The sequence below is a fragment of the Pseudonocardia sp. EC080619-01 genome, assembly GCF_001420995.1.
GTDB lineage: Bacteria > Actinomycetota > Actinomycetes > Mycobacteriales > Pseudonocardiaceae > Pseudonocardia.
In genome coordinates, this window is the sequence record NZ_CP012184.1 from 4,830,988 (window position 1) to 4,847,975 (window position 16,988).

Genomic DNA, 16,988 nt, shown 5'->3' on the forward strand with positions numbered 1-16,988 from the left:
GAAGTCCGTGCATCAGCCCAGGCCGGACATCAGGTCGACCATCCGGGCGACCCGGTGCTCGGAGACGGGCAGCCGCCCCTCGAGCGCGTCCAGCACCGCGGTGGTGACGGCACCGGTGACCTCGTCGATCGTGACGTCGCGGCCCAGCTCGGCGCTCAGCGTGGTCACGCCGGCGTCGGCGATCCCGCAGGGCACGATCCGGCCGAAGTCGCCCAGGTCGGCGTCGCAGTTGAGGGCGAACCCGTGCTGGGTGATCCCGCCCTGGATGCGCACGCCGATCGCGGCGATCTTGCGCTCGGGGGTGAAGCCCTCGGCGGGCAGCCACACCCCGGACCGCCCCTCGATCCGGCCGGCCTTCTCCAGGCCCAGCTCGTGGCAGACCCGGATCAGCGCCTCCTCGAGCCGGCGCACGTAGTCGACGACGTCCATCGGTTCGGCGAGCTTCATGATCGGGTATCCGACCAGCTGGCCCGGGCCGTGCCAGGTGATCCGGCCGCCGCGGTCCACGTCGATCACGGGGGTGCCGTCGGTGGGCCGGTCCTCGGGCTGCGTGCGCCGCCCCGCCGTGTAGACGGGCGGGTGCTCCAGCAGCATCAGCACGTCCGCGCCGGCGCCGTCCTTGCGGGCGGCGGCGTGCGCGCGCTGGGTGTCCCAGGCGGCGAGGTACTCGACACGCCCCAGCCGGTCCACGCGGACGGGGTCGGTTCCGGCACGGCAGCTCAGGTGCGGGGCGGGCATGGGGCCGAGGTTACTCCCGGCCGCGGGTCACCCCCCGGACCGCACACCCAGCCGGGCGAGCACCGCCTGCGCCGCCCGGCGCCCCGAGACCAGCGCCCCCTGCGTCGACGGGGTGTCCCGGTGGTCCCCGGCGACGAACAGGTTGCGGCCGAGGTCGACGTCGCGCCGCACCGGCTGCCCGGCAGGCAGCAGCGGCAGGGCCTCCTCGACGCGGGCGGTGTGCAGGTGCGCCCAGTCGTCGGCCGGCTCGCCCCAGATCCGGGTCAGTTCGCGGCGCACCGCGGGCTCGTCGATCCCGGTGCCCTCCGGCGTCCCGACGATCGTCGAGGCGACCAGCGGCCGTCCGTCGGCGGAGTAGCCGGGCGCGGCGGCCGTGAGCACGACCGTGTTGACCACCGGGCCGCCGGTGCCGTCGAGGTGCAGCAACGGCGACGACGACGGCGCGTGCGGCGGCACGTGGAAGAACGTGGTCAGCGCGTGCATCGCCGGATCGGCCACGCCGGGGAGCAGCGCGGCGGCCGTCCGCGGGTCCGCGGCGACGAGCACGGCGCGGGCGGGGACCGTGCCGTCGTCGGTGTCGACGGCGGGTGCGGGTCCGCCGTGGACGGCCCGGACCCGGGTCCCCAGCGAGACCGTTCCCTCCGGCAGGGCCGCGGCGAGCCGCCGGGGGAGTGCCTCCATGCCGTCCCCCGGCACGACGACCGTGCCGAGTGCGAAGCTGCGCCAGACCAGCCGGACGAAGGCCGCCGAGGTCTCCAGTGCCGTCTCACCGAGCACACCGGACAGGAACGGGCGCAGGAACCGGTCGGTGACGGCGCCGCCGAGCCCGGCGGCGTCGAGATCGTCGGCGGCGGAGCGGTCGATCAGGGTGGCGGTCCGCGACGGCGGCGACGCCAGCACCCGGGCCGTCCAGGCGACCAGCCGGGCCTTGTCGATCGGTCCGAACAGGTCGTCGGTGACGAGATCGGGGCCGGAGGCGGGGCGGCGCAGCGGGTTGACGAAGCGGTGCAGCTCGCCGTCGCCCGCGCGGATCGCGGCCCCGGGCTCGAACGGCCGGGCGTCGAGCGAGTCGAGCCCGTGCGGGGCGAGCGCGGCCCGCAGCGCCGGGTAGGAGGTGTTGAGGACCTGGAAGCCGCGGTCGCAGCGGAAGCCGTCGACGACGTCGGTGGCGACCCGGCCGCCGACCCGGTCGGACGCCTCCAGCACCCGCACCGAGAGCCCGTGCCGGTGCAGGACGGCGGCGGCGCGCAGGCCCGCGAGCCCGGCGCCGACGACCAGGACGTCGGTCACGTGCCGACCGCGGCCGAGAGCGCGTCGCCGACGGTGTGGTGGCGGAACTGGAACCCGGCGTCGAGCAGTGCCCTCGGCACCGCCCGCTGCCCGCCGAGCAGCATCTCCCGGCCCATCTCACCGAGCACGCCCGCGACCACCGGCCCGGGCACCGGGAACGGGGTGGGCCGGCCGACGGCCTCCCCCATCTCCTTCGTGAACTCGGCGTTGGTGACGGGGACCGGCCCGGTCAGGTTCGCCGGCCCGGACAGCGTGCCGGTCTCGACCGCGAAGCGGACGGCGGACACGTGGTCGTCCAGCGAGATCCACGGCCAGTACTGCGCACCGGACCCGATCCGGCCGCCGAGGAAGCCCTTGAACAGCGGTCGCACCCGGGCGAGGATCCCGCCGGAGGGGGAGAGGACCAGGCCGGTGCGGACCAGCACGACGCGGGCGCCGGCGTCGGAGGCGGGCGCGGCGGCGGCCTCCCAGTCCCGGCAGACGTCGGCGAGGAAGCCGCTGCCGGACGGCGCGGACTCGTCCACCTCGACGTCGGCGGTGTCGCCGTAGTACCCGACCGCCGAGCCGCTGACGAACACCGGCACCTTGTGCCGCGCGACCGCCGTGGCCAGCACGTCGGTGGGGACGTTGCGGGAGTCGCGGAGCAGCTGCTTGCGGGCCCCGCTCCACGGCCGGTCCGCGATCCCGGCGCCGTTGAGGTTCACGACGGCGTCGACGCCGTCGAGCGTGCCGTCCTCGATGGTCCCCGCGGGTGGGTCCCAGCTGCGCTCGTCGGGCGCGGCGGCCGAGCGCCGAACCAGGCGCAGCACCTCGTGCCCCGCGCCCCGCAGGTGGGCGACCAGGGCGGTTCCGATCAGTCCGGACGAACCGGCGACGACGACTCGCACGGCGGCGATCCTTCCGGTTCCGGGCGGTCCGCGCGACCCGGACATGCCGCGACGGTGATCACCGCATCACACGGCCGGGTGAACGACGGCGGCCCGTCCCGGTGGAACCGGGACGGGCCGCGACATCGTGTTCCGCGTGTCCGGGAAGGACTACAGGCCGAGCTCGGCCTCGAACGCGCCCTCCTCCAGGCGGGCCCGGACGGCCGAGAGGAACCGGCCGGCGTCCGCGCCGTCGACCAGACGGTGGTCGTAGGTCAGCGGCAGGTAGCACACCGAACGGATGGCGATGACGTCCTCGCCCTCCGGGCCGGCGACGACCTTCGGCTCCTTCGCGATCGCGCCGGTGCCGAGGATGCCCACCTGCGGCTGGTTGATGATCGGCGTGTCGAACAGCGCCCCGGCGGAGCCGATGTTCGTGATCGTGAAGGTGCCGCCGGACAGCTCGTCCGGGCCGATCTTCCCGTCGCGGGTGCGGGCCGCGACGTCGGCGATCTTCTTGGCGATGCCGGCCAGCGACAGGTCGTCGGCGTCCTTGATGACGGGGACGAGCAGGCCGCGCGGCGTGTCGACCGCGATGCCCATGTGCACCGGCCCGTGGTAGGTGACCTGCTTGGCGTCCTCGGAGATCGAGGCGTTCAGCGACGGGAAGGCCTTGAGCGCCTCGATGGTCGCCTTGGCGATGAAGGCCAGGAAGGTGAGGTTGGCGCCCTCACGCTTCTTGAAGTCCTCCTTGACCCGGTTCCGCAGCTTGACGATGCGGGTCAGGTCGATCTCCTGGACCGTGGTCAGCTGCGCCGAGGTCGACAGGGACTCGGTCATGCGCTGGGCGATGACCTGGCGCAGGCGCGGCAGCTTGACCGTGGTGCCCGGCTCCGGGGCGTCGCCGGAGCGGGTCGGGACGGCCTGCGGCTGCTTCGGCGCGCCACCGGCGGCCGGTGCCGACGGGGCGGCCGGGGCCGGTGCCGACTTCTGCTCGGCCGCGGCCAGCACGTCCTGCTTGCGGATGCGCCCGCCGACACCGGAACCGGTGACCGACTCGAGGTCGACGCCGTTCTCCTGGGCGAGCTTGCGGACCAGCGGCGTGACGTAGGGCTTCTCGCCCGACCCGTTCGACGACGACGCGCCGCCCTGGGTGTCGGTCGAGCCCTTCGGCGCGGCCGCCTGCTCCTTCGGGGCCTCGGCCTTCGGCTGCGCGGGCGTCGGCTCCGGCTTCGGCTCCGGCTGCTTCGGGGCCTCCTGCTCCGGCTCCTCCTTGGGGGCCGGGGCCTCCTGCTGCGCCGGGGCGGCCGAGCCGTCGCCGACCAGCGCGAGCTGCGCGCCGACCTCGACGGTCTCGTCCTCGCCGACGGTGTGCTCGAGCACGGTGCCGGCGACCGGCGAGGGGATCTCGGTGTCGACCTTGTCGGTGGAGACCTCGAGCAGCGGCTCGTCGACCTCGACCGACTCGCCGACCTGCTTGAGCCAGCGGGTCACGGTGCCCTCGGTGACCGACTCGCCCAGCTCGGGCATGGTCACCGGGGAGCCGGAACCGCCGCCGGAGGAGCCGCCCGGCTCCTGCTTCGGCGCCGGGGCCTCCTCCTGCGCGGGCTCGGGCTCCGGCTCGGCCTCCTGGGCCGCCTGCTCGGAACCGCCGCCGGAGGTGTCGGCCTCGCCGGCGTCGCCGATCACGGCCAGCTCGCCGCCGACCTCGACGGTCTCGTCCTCGCCCGCGATGATGCGCTTCAGCACGCCTGCCGCCGGCGACGGGATCTCGGTGTCGACCTTGTCGGTGGAGACCTCGAGCAACGGCTCGTCGACCTCGACGGTGTCGCCCTCGGCCTTGAGCCAGCGGGTGACGGTGCCCTCGGTGACACTCTCGCCCAGGGCGGGCATCTCAACGGTGACGGCCATGTGGGGTGGAGCTCCTCTTGTTCCGCGTGGGTGTTCGGGTCTGTGGCGGCCGGGGGGTCAGCCGTGGGTGTGCAGCGGTTTCCCGGCCAGCGCGAGGTGGGCCTCGCCGAGGGCCTCGCTCTGCGTGGGGTGGGCGTGGATCAGTGCGGCGACGTCGGCGGGGAGTGCCTCCCAGTTGTAGATCAGTTGCGCTTCCCCGACGAGCTCACCGACCCGCGACCCGACCATGTGCACGCCCACCACGGGCCCGTCCGCGCCGGACGGCCCCGCCTGGACGAGCTTGATCGCGCCGGAGGTCTGCAGGATCTGGGACTTCCCGTTCCCGGCCAGGTCGTAGGTGAGGGTGTGCACCTCGCCGTACCGGTCGCGGGCGTCCGCCTCGGTCAGCCCGACCGAGGCGATCTCCGGATCGCAGTAGGTCACGCGCGGGATGCCGTCGTCGGTCACCGGGACCGGGGACAGCCCGGCGACCTCCTCGGCGACGAAGATCCCGTGCGCGAATCCGCGGTGGGCGAGCTGCAGGCCGGGCGTGACGTCCCCGACGGCGAAGACGCCGTCCAGGTTCGTGCGCAGCCGCTCGTCGATGGTGACGAATCCGCCGTCCATCGCGACGCCGGCCTCGGCGAAGCCGTGACCGGTGGTGTTGGGGCCGCGGCCGACCGCGACCAGCAGGAGGTCCGCCTCGATCTCCTCGCCGGACTCCAGGGACACCGTGACGGTGTCGCCCTGCCGGGTGGCCTTCGAGAAGCGCACTCCCGTCCGGGCGGTGATCCGGCGCCGGCGGAAGGCGCGGGCGAGCTGGGTGGAGGCGAACTCGTCCTCGCCCGGGACCAGCCGGGGCAGCGCCTCGACGACGGTGACCTCGGCCCCGAACGAGCGCCACACGCTGGCGAACTCGACGCCGATCACGCCGCCGCCGAGCACGACGACCCGCTGCGGGACGTCGTCGAGCGAGATCGCGGCGTCGGAGGTGACGATGCGGTCGTCGAGCTCCAGGCCGGGCAGCGAGCGTGCGTACGAACCGGTCGCCAGCACGACGTTGCGGCCGGTCCAGCGTTCGTCACCGACCCGGACGACGCCGGGGCCCTCCAGGGTGCCGGCGCCCTCGACCACGGTGATGCCGCGGGAGGCGACCAGGCCCTGCAGTCCCTTGTGCAGGCGGGAGACGACGCCGTCCTTGTAGGAGTTGACCCCGGCCATGTCGACACCGTCGAACGTGGACCGGATTCCGACCTTGCCGCCGTCGCGGGCGTGGTCGGCGACCTCGGCGGCGTGCAGCAGCGCCTTGGTCGGGACGCAGCCCCGGTGCAGGCAGGTACCGCCGAGCTTGTCCTTCTCGACGAGCACGACCGACAGCCCGAGCTCCGCCGCACGCAACGCGCAGGCGTAGCCGCCGGAACCGCCCCCCAGGATCACCAGGTCGGCGGTGTCCGTGCTCCGCAGGCCCTCCTCGGACACCGATCAACTCCCTCCCGGTCGCGCCCGGCTGCTCCGTCAGCGGTACGCGACACCGCACTGCGGCGCCCATCTTGTCACTACCCGGCCGTCGCGCCACCGGGGTGTCGGGAGCAGATCACGCGTCCCGTGCGTTGGGGTACAGGAGACGCTGTGTCCGTTTCGCCGCACCCGGGCGACGGACGCGCCACGAGCGGACGAGAGGGGTGACGCGCATGGGCCTGCTGGACAGGTTCCGTCCCCGCAGGTCCTCCGGTGGGGGACGGCCACGGGACGACGAGGCCTACCTGCGGGAATGGGCGGACGCGCGGATCGGGGTGGAGGCCTTCGTGGAGCCGCGCACGACCGTGACCGAGACGACGGTGGTCTTCGTCGCCCACGACGGCGAGTGGACCCGGCGGCGGGTCGGGAACCCGAACCGGGCGAAGAAGCTCGCCCGGTCGATGCGCATCCCGATCTACGACGTCCAGCTGGTGGGATACCCGAACCGGATGCGCGAGCACGACGCCCGCGGGCGTGCGCTGCGCAAGCGGGAGCGGCAGGAGGAGATGCTGCGCCAGCTGCGGGACAAGGACCGGTAGGGATCGGTAGGGATCGGTAGGGATCGGCAGGTCCTGGCTCAGCGCCGCAGCGACCGCGCCTTGCGTGCGCCGACGGCCCGCATGGCGGGCTCCATCCGGAGAGCGGGCCCCGGCAGCAGCGCCGTGAGCCGCAGGACGGCGCCGCGCCAGGCCGGGATCGTCCGGTAGACGCGGGCGGTGCCGAACATCCCGACGAGCCCGGTCGCGACCTGCGTGGGGGTGACGAGCGTCCCGGAACGGACGAGCGCCTGCGCCTGCCCGCCCGGCTCCATCCCGCGCAGCAGGGCGGTGTCCACCCCGTCCGGGCAGATCGCGTGCACCCGGATGCCCTCCCGCCGGACCTCGGAGGCGAGCCCCGACACCAGCGACAGGGCGCCCGCCTTCGACGCCGCGTACACCGACAGCCCGGGCACCGGGCCGAGCCCGGACAGCGACACGGTCACGCCGATCTCGCCGCCGTGCGCGGTGCCGGCCGCGGCCTGCTCGCGGAACGCGGCGATCGCGGCGCGGGCGCCCCAGGCGGGACCCAGCGTGTTCACCTCGACGAGGGCGCGGACCCGCGCCTCGGACAGCGCCGTCAGGGTGCCGTCGAAGCCCACCCCGGCGTTGGCGACCCAGGCGCCCAGCGGGGCCAGCTCGCGGGCGGCCGCCGTCACGTCGTGGGCGGCCGCGGGGTCGGTGACGTCGTGGGCGAGTGCGCCCGCCGCGCCGATCCGGGTGGCGGTGGCGGCGGCCGCGTCGCCGTCGAGGTCGGTGACGAGCACCCGGTAGCCGCGCTCGACGAGCTCGGTCGCGACGGCCTCCCCGATGCCGCGGGCGGCGCCGGTCACGACGGCCGACCGGGGGGCGTGTGCGGGGATCTCGTGCCGGCCCGCCGGGCGACGTCGTCCGAACATCCCCGGAGTATGCCGTCCGGGGTTACCGGCCGGTAGCCCCGGGTGCCGGTCCGGGTGAATCCCGGGGCGGCCCGCCGGCCGGTGGGACACACTCGGCGCCGTGTCCGCCCCGCTGCACCTGCCCCGGTTCCTGGTCCGCCAGCGGATCACGCTCGGCGTGAACCGCTACGACGTGCACGCCGCGAACCCCGACGGCAGCGAGGGCCCGCTGATGGCCTTCGCCCAGCAGAAGCGGTTCGCGTTCAAGGAGGAGGTCGTCTTCTGGGCCGACGACTCCCGTCGCCGCCGGGTCTTCTCCTTCAGGGCCCGGCAGGCGATGGACGTGCGCGCCCAGCACGACGTCCACGACGAGCACGGCCAGCTCCTCGGCACGTTCGGCAAGAAGTTCGGCGCGAGCCTGTTCCGCTCGACGTGGCGGCTCGAGAGCCCCGGGCTGGCCGCGACCGGGCAGGAGCGCAGCCTGCCGGTCGCGCTCCTGCGCCGGGTGTTCGACGACGTCCCGTTCCCGTTCCACTTCGACTTCACCGAGGACGGCGGCGGGCCGCTCGTCATGACCAGCGACCGGAAGCGGTCGATCCGGGACCGGTACGACGTCGCCGTCCCCGACCCGCGGATCGACTTCCGGCTCGCCGCCTCGGTCGCCGTCGCGCTGGACGCCCTTCAGTCCCGCTGACCCGCGGGCGCCGGGCGGGTCAGCCGTTCGCGGCCACGTCCTCCAGGAACGCGACCAGCGTCCGCACCGGCACGCCCGTCCCGCCCTTGGTCGTGTAGCCGCGCGGCCCGCCGGTGTTGTACGAGGGACCCGCGATGTCGATGTGGGCCCACGGCAGCCCGTCCGGCACGAACTCCTTGAGGAACATCCCGGCGAGCAGCATCCCGGCGAACCGCTGGCCGCTGACGTTGGCGATGTCCGCCACCCGGGAGTCGAGGTCGGAGCGCAGGTACTCCGGCAGCGGCATCGCCCAGGCGTCCTCGCCGGTCGCGACGGCGTGCCCGGTCACCCGGTCCCGCAGGTCGTCGGACCCCATGATCCCGGCGGTGCGCAGGCCGAGCGCGACCTGCTGGGCCCCGGTCAGCGTCGAGGTCTCGACCAGGTAGTCGGGGGCGTCCTCCCCGGCCCGGACGATCGCGTCGGCCAGGACGAGGCGGCCCTCGGCGTCGGTGTTGAGGACCTCGACGGTGCGTCCGCCGTACATGGTCAGCACGTCGCCGGGCTTGTACGCGGTCGACGACGGCATGTTCTCCGCCATCGGCACCGTCGCCGTCACCGTGACCGGTAGCTCCAGCTTCGCGGCGAGCACGACCGTCGCGACGACGGCCGCGGCGCCGCCCATGTCGGAGGTCATGTCGGCCATGCCCGGGTTGGGCTTGAGCGAGATGCCGCCGGTGTCGAACGTGATGCCCTTGCCCACGAGCGCGACCCGCTTCGAGGCGCCGGCGCCGCCGTTCCAGGTGAGCCGGACCAGGCGGGGCGGGTTCGCCGACCCCTTCCCGACGCCGACGACGCCGCCGTAGCCGTTCTCCCGCAGCTGCGCGTCGTCGAGGACCTCGGTGACCAGGCCGGCCTGCTCGCCGAGCGCCACCGCGCGGGCCGCGAAGGTCTGCGGGAACAGCACGTTCGGTGCGGTGTTCACCAGGTTCCGGGTGGTGGCGACCGCCTCGGCGATCAGCGTGGCCCGGCGGACCGCGTCGGCGGTCGCGCCGGTGAACGACCAGGACGCGACCGGTGCCGACGCGGCGTCGGCCGAGGAGCGGTGGACGTCGAACCGGTAGCCGCCGAGCAGCGCCCCGACGACGGCCGCCTCGCCGTCGACGGCGGCGAGCGTGCTGACCGCGGAGGCGGTCCCGGCGAGCGTGCGGGCGGCGGCACCGGCGGCCCGGCGGACCGCCTCGGCCCGCTCCGCGCCCTCGGCGGGCCTGCCGAGGCCGACGGCGACGACGCGCGGGGCCGTCACCGCGCCGCGCGACGGCAGCGACACGACCTGCTCGACCCGGCCGGTCGCGCCGACGACCTGCAGGAGGGCGGCGAGCTCGCCGCCGAACGCGGCGTCGACCTCCTCGGCGCCGGGGGCGAGGACGGGTGCCTCGCCGGCACCGGCGCCGGCGCCGTCCGGCCCGTCCTCCCGGGTCTCGGCCGGGTACAGGCCGATCACCAGGGCGCCGGTGTCGGCGGTCGCGGGGGAGCCGGTGAGCGCGGCGGTGTCCGGGATGGTCGGGTCGGTCGGCACGGTCGGAGCTCCTCGGTCGGGGATCGGTCGGTGATCGCTGGTTGCTCGATCAGGTGGCGTCGCGGGGCCGCTGCTGCACGCACGGTGACCAGCGCACGTGTCGCGTGCGCCGGGCGGGCGGGGAGCGGCCCGGCGAGACCGGACCGAGATGCTAATGACACCCCCGCGGCGCCGCGCGGTACAGGGTCGGATGGGATGGTGAGCAACGTGCCCCGCCCCCCGTACCGGATCCCGTCGACGACCGCGGTCGTCGTCGCGCTCGCGGCGACGTTCGGGACCGGGCTCTACGCGGCACTGGCCCCCGCCGCGGCGTCGGCCGGGGCCTGGTTCCCGCTCGGTGTCGTGCTCGCCGGGCTCCTCGCCCTCGGCGTGGTCGCCTCGACGGCGCACCTCGCGACCGCCCGCCCCGCGGGGCCGGAGCTGGTCCGCGGGGACCTGCCAGGGCCCGCGCTGCGGCTCGGTGCCGTCTCGCGGCTGGTGTCGCGGACCGCTGCCGCCGCCGCTGCCGCCGGGGTGTTCGGTGCGTACGTGCTGCCGTCCCGGCCGGAGCCGGTGGCGGTGATCGCGGTGCTCGCCGTGATCGGGGTGAACGCGGCGGGTGTGCGCGTGTCCCCGGGCGCGTCCCGCGGGCTGGTCGTGGGGACGCTGCTGGTGCTGGCGCTGGTCATCGGCGTCGGGCTGCTCACGAACGCGCCGGACGGCAGCGACCCGTCGTCGGCGATGCCGGCCGCGACGGCCGGGACCGCCGTGGCGGAGGCCGACGGGACGCCGGACGACCCGGTCGTCGGGACCCTGCAGGCGGCCGTCGAACCCGGGCCGCTGGGCGTGCTGACCGCGGCCGCCTTCGTGTTCTTCGCCTTCACCGGGTTGTCCCGGGTCGCCGAGCTCGGCGGGAGCCTGCGTGACCCGATGCGGGCGATCCGCCGGGCCCCGGCGGTCGCCGTGCTCGTCACGACCACGCTGCTGCTCCTGCTGTCGGCCGCGTTGCTGCACGGCCTCGGCCCCGCACGGCTGGCGGAGTCCGCGACCCCGCTCGCCTCGCTCATGGACACCGGGGGCAGCCCCGCGCTCGGGGTCCTCGTCCGGATCGCCGCCGCCGCGGCCACCGCGGCCGCGCTGCTGGGTGCACTGTCCCGCGCCGCGTCCGGCGCGGCCCGGCTGGCGCGCGACGGCGAGCTGCCCGCCTTCCTCGGACGGGGTGGGTCCCGCGGCACGCCGTGGGTCGCCGACCTGGTCCTGGGTGGGCTGACCGTCGCCGTGACGCTGGCGTTCGGCCCGGTCGTCGCGATCGCCGTCTCGGTCGGGGCGGCGCTGGTGCACCACACGCTGCTGCACGCCGCGGTGCTGCGGCTGCCCGGGCGTCCCGGTACCGCGGCGTTCGTCGCCGGTGCCGGCGGGACGGGCTGCGTGCTGCTCGCCGCCGTGCTGCCGCCGTGGCCGCTCCTGGCGACCGCGGCGCTGCTGGTCGCGGCCTGGGGGCTGAGCACGGTCTGCTCGCGTTCCGCGGCCGCGCGGGAGCCCCGTGCGGAGAGCGGGCCGTCCGATCCCGAGGAGCGCGCGGCCTGAGGCACTAGGGTCGGTACGCGTGACCGACGATCTTCTGCCCAGCCCGCTGCACGACCGTCACGTCGCCCTCGACGCCACCCTCGGCGAGTTCGGCGGATGGTCGATGCCGATCTCCTACCCGGGTGGCACCGTCGCCGAGCACACGTCGGTGCGCGAGGCCGCGGGACTGTTCGACGTCAGCCACCTCGGCACCGTCCCGATCGCCGGGCCCGGCGCGGCCGCCCACGTGAACACCTGCCTGACCAACGACCTCGGCCGGATCGGGCCGGGACGGGCCCAGTACACCCTCGCCTGCAACGAGGCCGGCGGCGTCCTCGACGACATGATCATCTACATGGCGTCCGACGACGACCTGCTGCTCGTCCCGAACGCCGCGAACTCGACCCGGATCGTGACGATGCTCCAGGACGGCGCCCCCGCGGGCGTCACCGTCACCGACCGGCACCGCGAGCTCGCCGTGCTGGCCCTGCAGGGGCCGCGCTCGGGCGAGGCGCTGGCCGCGGCGCTCGGCGAGGCCGGCGCCGGCGTCGCCGACCTGGACTACATGGCGTTCACCGACATCGAGGGCGGCCTCGCCGGCGGCGGCGTCCGCGTCTGCCGCACCGGCTACACCGGTGAGCACGGCTACGAGGTGGTCCTCGACGCCGAGGCCGCACCCGCGATGTGGGACGCGCTGCTCGACGCCGTCCGGGCCGTCGGTGGCGGGCCGTGCGGGCTGGCCGCGCGGGACACCCTGCGCACCGAGATGGGCTACCCGCTGCACGGCCACGAGCTGTCCGAGGAGATCAGCCCGGTGCAGGCCGGGAGTGCCTGGGCGGTCGGCTGGGACAAGCCGTCGTTCTGGGGGCGCGAGGCGCTGACCGCCGAGCGGGCGGCCGGACCCGCCCGGCGCCTGCGGGCGCTGCGGGCGACCGGCCGCGGCGTCCCGCGGGCCGGTATGACCGTGCTCGACGGCGAGGGCGGCTCCCCGGTCGGCACCGTCACCTCGGGCACGTTCTCGCCGACCCTGAAGACCGGCGTCGCGCTCGCGCTGATCGCCACCGACCCGAAGGTGACGCCCGGCGACCAGCTGGTGGTCGACGTCCGCGGCCGCGTCCTGCCGGTCGAGGTCGTCAAGCCGCCGATGGTCCCGTCGCGGGTGCGGTAGCCCCCGTGAGTGGTTGCGTGGGCCAGGACCCACGCAACCACTCACGACCAGCGGTTGGGAATCCGACTGTCTGACCCCGGTCGGACGGAGCTACCGTCTCCTCCATGAGCGCGCCGCAGTTCACCGTGACCCGCAACCCCGCCCCGGCGTCCCCCCAGCGGCGCGCCGACGTACTGGCCGACCCCGGTTTCGGCCGGTACTTCACCGACCACATGGTCACCGTCCGCTGGACCGAGGGGACCGGATGGCACGACCCGAAGGTCGAGCCGTACGGGCCGCTGACCTTCGACCCGTCGTCGATGGTCCTGCACTACGGGCAGGAGATCTTCGAGGGGCTCAAGGCCTACCGGCACCCCGACGGGTCGATCGCGTCGTTCCGGCCGGAGGCCAACGCCGCGCGCTTCGCCGGTTCCGCCCGCCGGATGGCGATGGCGGAGCTTCCCGAGGACCTGTTCCTCGAGTCGCTGTCCGCGCTGCTCTCGGTCGACTCGGAGTGGGTGCCCGCCGCGGGCGGTGAGGACTCGCTGTACCTGCGCCCGTTCATGGTCGCGACCGAGGTCGGGCTCGGGGTGCGGCCGTCGGCGGAGTACCTCTACGCGGTGATCGCCTCGCCGGCCGGGCCGTACTTCGCCGGTGGCGTGAAGCCGATGGACGTGTGGCTGGAGACCGAGTACACCCGCGCCGCGCTCGGCGGCACCGGCACGGCCAAGTGCGGCGGCAACTACGCCGCCTCCCTGCTGCCGCAGGCGGTCGGCGCGAAGCACGGCTGCGCCCAGGTCGCCTACCTCGACGCCGAGGAGCGGACCTGGATCGACGAGATGGGCTCGAACAACCTGTTCTTCGTCTTCCGCGACGCCGACGGCCGGGCCGAGCTCGCCACCCCGGACCTGCGCGGATCGGTTCTGCCGGGCATCACCCGCGACTCGCTGATCGCCGTCGCGAAGGACCTGGGCATCGACGTGGTCGAGCGCCGGATCTCCGGCCAGGAGTGGCTCGGCGGCGCCGCGAACGGCGTGCTGACCGAGGTGTTCGGCTGCGGCACCGCCGCGGTGATCACACCGATCGGCACCGTGAAGCACAGTGGCGGCGAGGTGACCGTCGGCGACGGCGAGCCGGGCCCGATCACGCTGCAGCTGCGCGAGGCGCTCACCGCGATCCAGCGCGGTGCGGCGGCGGACCCGCACGGGTGGATGCGCACCCTGGTGCCGGCGCCCGCGTCGGTCTGATCACCCGCTGAGCGCGGCCGCCAGGACGACGAGCACGGCGGTGCTCCCCAGCTCCGCGGCCGCGCCCAGGACGTCACCGCTCATCCCGCCGAACCGGCGCCGGGTGTGCCGGGCCAGGCCCGCCACCCCCAGCGCCGCGAGGAGCACGGCACCGGCGGCGGCGAGGGCGGTCCCGGCGCCACCGGGCGGGACGGTCGCGAGCGCTGCCGCACCCGCGCCGGCGATGCCGGTCCACCAGAGCGGCGCCACCCAGGCCGGCTGGCTCCCGGCGACCGTCGCACCCAGCCCCCCGGGCCGGGCCGCGGGCGTCCCGCGCCGGGCGACCCAGCAGAACCCGGCCCGTCCGGTCGCGGCGGCCACCGTGCACGCGACGAGCACCGCGACCGGGGGAGCGGTGCCGAGCTGGGCCAGCGCCGCCGCGCGGCCGCCCAGCACGACCAGCAGCGTGACGACGGCGAACGGCCCCGCTCCGCCGTCCGCCATGACCCGCAACGCCCGCTCGGGCGGGCCGTAGCTGCCGAGCCCGTCGGCGGTGTCGGCGAGCCCGTCGACGTGCATCCCGCGGGTCGCGAGAGCCCCGGCACCCACCACGAGCAGCCCCGCGACCAGTGGGGACACCCCGGCCAGGATCAGGGCGAGCAGCAGCCCGCCACCGCACAGCCCGAGCCCGGCCCCGACGACCGGGGCCCACCGCAACGCCGACGCGGGCACCCCGTCGGGGAGCGCGCCGCCGGGTTCGGTGCGGACGCGGGCCGGGAGCACCGTCAGCCAGCTGACCGCCAGCGCGAGCCCGGCGAACGGGCCGGGTCGGCCCGCGCTCACCGCCCGGCGCCGGCCGTGGTCCCGCCCGGCGCCACGGTGGCCGCCGGCTCGCCCGGCACCACGGCGGTGGCCTCGGCGCTCCCGGTCTCGGCGAGCAGCCGCGCCGCGGTGACGAGCAGCGGCAGCACGGTCACCGCCGCCGTGCCGTCCTCGGTCCGCACCGCCAGGTCCAGCACGGGCGTCAGCGACAGGTGCTCCAGCACGAGGGTGCCCGCCGGGTCGGTGGACGGCTGCGCGGCGACCCACCAGTCCTTCGCGCCCGGGGCGAGCTCCTCGGCCAGCAGCGCCGCGGCACCGACGGCGACGCCGTCCAGCACCGCGGGCACCTTCCGCTCGGCGGCGCGCGCCAGGAACCCGGCGAGCACGACCAGGTCGGTCCCGCCGACGGTCCGCAGCAGCGCGAGCGGGTCGCGCACGTGCGGCCGGGCGCGGCGCAGCGCGTCCCGGATCGCGACGGCCTTCCGCATCCAGGCGCGGTCGTCGATCCCGGAGGCCCGCCCGACGACGGCGACCGGCTCGGCCCCGGTCAGCGCGGCCACGAGGGTGGCGGCCGGGGTGGTGACGCCGACGGCGAGGGTCGCCGGGACCAGCACGTCCGCACCGGCGTCGATCTCGGAGTCGGCGAGCCGCCGCCCCGTCCGCCAGGCGGCCTCGGTCTGCTCCGCGGTGAGCGCGTCCTCGCGGTCGATGCGTCCCGTCCCGCGGGTGACGACGTAGCCGGACTCGGTGCCGTCCGCGCCGGCGGCGAGGCCGACGTCGACGGTGCGGACGGCCGCGCCCGCCGCGCGTGCGGCGACGGCGACCGGCAGGCGTCCGGCCGCGGCGGCCGTCGCCCGGGTCGCCGAGACCTCCGGCGGGTAGGCGGACACGCCGAGCGCGGCGATCCCGTGGTCGGCCGCGAGGAGCACGACGCGGGCGTCGAGCGGGGGGCGCGGCGGGCACTCGGTCTGGCAGGACGCCAGCCACACGCCGAGCTCGCCGAGCCGCCCGAGGCCCCCGGTGGGGGCCGCGAGGCCCTCGACGAGCGCGACGGCCTCCCGCCGGGTCCGCAGGTCGGGGCGCCCGACGGCGGCGGGGACGATCGGCTCGTCGCCCTCGGCCGGGTCCGGAGCCGGAGTGGGCGCCGGGGTCGGAGAGGGCGCCGGGGTCGGGGCGGGTGCCCCGGAGACGGCGGCCGGTGCGGCCGATGCCGGGGCGTCGGTGGGCGGCTGCGCCGGGATCGGCCCGGTACCGGCGGACCCGGGCCCGCCGGTCCCGGGCGTACCGGGAGCGGAGGTGCCGGTTCCGGAGGTGCGGGGGTCGGAGGTGCCGGGGTCGGGCGTTCCAGGACCGGGCGTGCCGGGATCGACGGTTCCCGGGACCCCGGCCGGGGTCCCGGCGACGTCGCCGCCCGGCCCGGCGATGCCGTCGTCCGGCCCGACGATGCCGCTCGCGGCGCCGTCCTGCTCCTCCGCGGGCGCGTCGGCCCGGACCGGGACACCCATCACCGGTCGCCCCGCCCGGGACACCGGCGTCGTGGCGGCCGGAGCGACGGGGCTCGCCGGCCCGTCCGCAGCCACCGCACCCGGGGCCGGGGCCGCGGACGGGGCCGCCGGTGCGGTCGCGGGCGACGCCGGTCCCGCGGTCCCGGGGAGCCCGGACGCCGGGAGCCGCAGCGGCCGCCCGGCCACCACCAGCACCGTCTCCTCGCACACCGCCGCGAGCGTCGCGTTCAGCTCGCCCAGGCGGTCCCGGAACAGCCGCCCGGACCGGGTCTCGGGCACCACACCCAGGCCGGTCTCGGCGGACACCAGGACGAGCGGTCCCGGCGCCGCGGCGACGGCCGCCACCAGACCGTCGACGGCGTCGTCCACCTCGGGCAGCGGGCCGGTCCGCTCCCAGGCGGCGGCGTCGTCGAGGACGCCGGTCAGCCAGGTCGCGAGGTCGTCGACGAGCACCGGGCCACCGGTCGCCAGCGCGGCGGCGAGACCGGGCCCCGAGGTGATCTCCTCGGTCGTCCATTCCGGCGGCCTGCGGCCGGTGTGCGCGGCGATCCGCGCGTCCCACTCGGCGTCGCCGGGGATCCGCCGCCCGGTCGCGAGGTAGCGGACCGCCGTCCCGTCACCGAGGAGCCCCTCGGCGTACCGGGACTTGCCGGACCGGGTGCCACCGAGGACGAGTGTCGCGTTCACGCCGCTCATGGTGGCGCACGCGGTCCGGCCGGCTTCCGGAAGGTGCGCGATCATCGTCGTCGCGCCGGGACCGCCGCCGGACGGACCGCCG

General features: G+C 76.1%; 14 protein-coding genes. 5 read left to right on the top strand and 9 right to left on the bottom strand.

The genetic code is table 11. The annotated features are described in order from the left end of the window. Positions 1-12: 12 nt before the first annotated feature. The 5 genes from lipB to lpdA form a co-directional block, all read right to left on the bottom strand. Positions 13-738, bottom strand: coding sequence for a lipoyl(octanoyl) transferase LipB (gene lipB, locus AD017_RS22680; RefSeq protein WP_060575492.1), 726 nt, complete (start codon positions 736-738; stop codon positions 13-15). A 27-nt stretch (positions 739-765) separates the two neighbouring features. Continuing rightward, the gene (locus tag AD017_RS22685) at positions 766-2,028 is read right to left on the bottom strand and encodes an NAD(P)/FAD-dependent oxidoreductase (RefSeq protein ID WP_060575493.1); all 1,263 of its coding nucleotides are present in this window, start codon (positions 2,026-2,028) and stop codon (positions 766-768) included. Further along, complete coding sequence (locus AD017_RS22690) at positions 2,025-2,915, bottom strand: TIGR01777 family oxidoreductase (protein ID WP_010224470.1); 891 nt, start codon at positions 2,913-2,915, stop codon at positions 2,025-2,027. Before AD017_RS22690 ends, AD017_RS22685 begins: the two co-directional genes overlap by 4 nt. A gap of 150 nt (positions 2,916-3,065) precedes the next feature. Beyond that, positions 3,066-4,805 (bottom strand): 2-oxoglutarate dehydrogenase, E2 component, dihydrolipoamide succinyltransferase, encoded by a 1,740-nt coding sequence (sucB, locus tag AD017_RS22695; RefSeq protein ID WP_060575494.1) that lies wholly within the window; start codon positions 4,803-4,805, stop codon positions 3,066-3,068. A gap of 57 nt (positions 4,806-4,862) precedes the next feature. Continuing rightward, positions 4,863-6,263, bottom strand: a complete 1,401-nt coding sequence (gene lpdA, locus AD017_RS22700) for a dihydrolipoyl dehydrogenase (protein WP_193427372.1) — start codon at positions 6,261-6,263, stop codon at positions 4,863-4,865. 212 nt (positions 6,264-6,475) lie between these two features. Between lpdA and AD017_RS34690 the strand changes: the two genes are divergently transcribed. Beyond that, a complete protein-coding gene (locus AD017_RS34690; RefSeq protein ID WP_010224467.1) occupies positions 6,476-6,841 on the top strand; it encodes a hypothetical protein in 366 nt (121 codons plus the stop codon). A 38-nt stretch (positions 6,842-6,879) separates the two neighbouring features. Here AD017_RS34690 and AD017_RS22710 read toward each other — a convergent pair whose 3' ends face one another. Further along, positions 6,880-7,737: an SDR family oxidoreductase gene (locus AD017_RS22710; RefSeq protein WP_082398874.1), complete on the bottom strand. Its 858-nt coding sequence runs from the start codon at positions 7,735-7,737 to the stop codon at positions 6,880-6,882. A 100-nt stretch (positions 7,738-7,837) separates the two neighbouring features. On the opposite strand from AD017_RS22710, the gene AD017_RS22715 reads away from it, so the two are divergent. Continuing rightward, the gene (locus AD017_RS22715; protein ID WP_060575495.1) at positions 7,838-8,410 is read left to right on the top strand and encodes a hypothetical protein; all 573 of its coding nucleotides are present in this window, start codon (positions 7,838-7,840) and stop codon (positions 8,408-8,410) included. 19 nt (positions 8,411-8,429) lie between these two features. Here the strand turns inward: AD017_RS22715 and AD017_RS22720 are convergent, their stop codons facing one another. After that, positions 8,430-9,965, bottom strand: a complete 1,536-nt coding sequence (locus AD017_RS22720; RefSeq protein ID WP_369821652.1) for a leucyl aminopeptidase — start codon at positions 9,963-9,965, stop codon at positions 8,430-8,432. Positions 9,966-10,172: 207 nt separating this feature from the next. On the opposite strand from AD017_RS22720, the gene AD017_RS22725 reads away from it, so the two are divergent. From AD017_RS22725 to AD017_RS22735, 3 genes are all read left to right on the top strand, one after another. Next, positions 10,173-11,531 (top strand): amino acid permease, encoded by a 1,359-nt coding sequence (locus AD017_RS22725; protein ID WP_168172287.1) that lies wholly within the window; start codon positions 10,173-10,175, stop codon positions 11,529-11,531. Positions 11,532-11,550: 19 nt separating this feature from the next. Beyond that, positions 11,551-12,678 carry a glycine cleavage system aminomethyltransferase GcvT gene (gene gcvT, locus AD017_RS22730; protein WP_060575497.1) on the top strand — a complete coding sequence of 376 codons (1,128 nt, stop codon included), beginning with the start codon at positions 11,551-11,553 and terminating at the stop codon, positions 12,676-12,678. A 104-nt stretch (positions 12,679-12,782) separates the two neighbouring features. Further along, positions 12,783-13,904: a branched-chain amino acid aminotransferase gene (locus AD017_RS22735; protein ID WP_010226147.1), complete on the top strand. Its 1,122-nt coding sequence runs from the start codon at positions 12,783-12,785 to the stop codon at positions 13,902-13,904. Here AD017_RS22735 and AD017_RS22740 read toward each other — a convergent pair whose 3' ends face one another. Beyond that, the gene (locus AD017_RS22740; RefSeq protein ID WP_060575498.1) at positions 13,905-14,726 is read right to left on the bottom strand and encodes an adenosylcobinamide-GDP ribazoletransferase; all 822 of its coding nucleotides are present in this window, start codon (positions 14,724-14,726) and stop codon (positions 13,905-13,907) included. Further along, on the bottom strand, positions 14,723-16,897 hold the full coding sequence (locus tag AD017_RS35440; RefSeq protein ID WP_193427373.1) for a bifunctional adenosylcobinamide kinase/adenosylcobinamide-phosphate guanylyltransferase: 2,175 nt from the start codon (positions 16,895-16,897) through the stop codon (positions 14,723-14,725). The genes AD017_RS22740 and AD017_RS35440 overlap by 4 nt, the downstream gene beginning before the upstream one ends. Positions 16,898-16,988 lie beyond the last annotated feature (91 nt).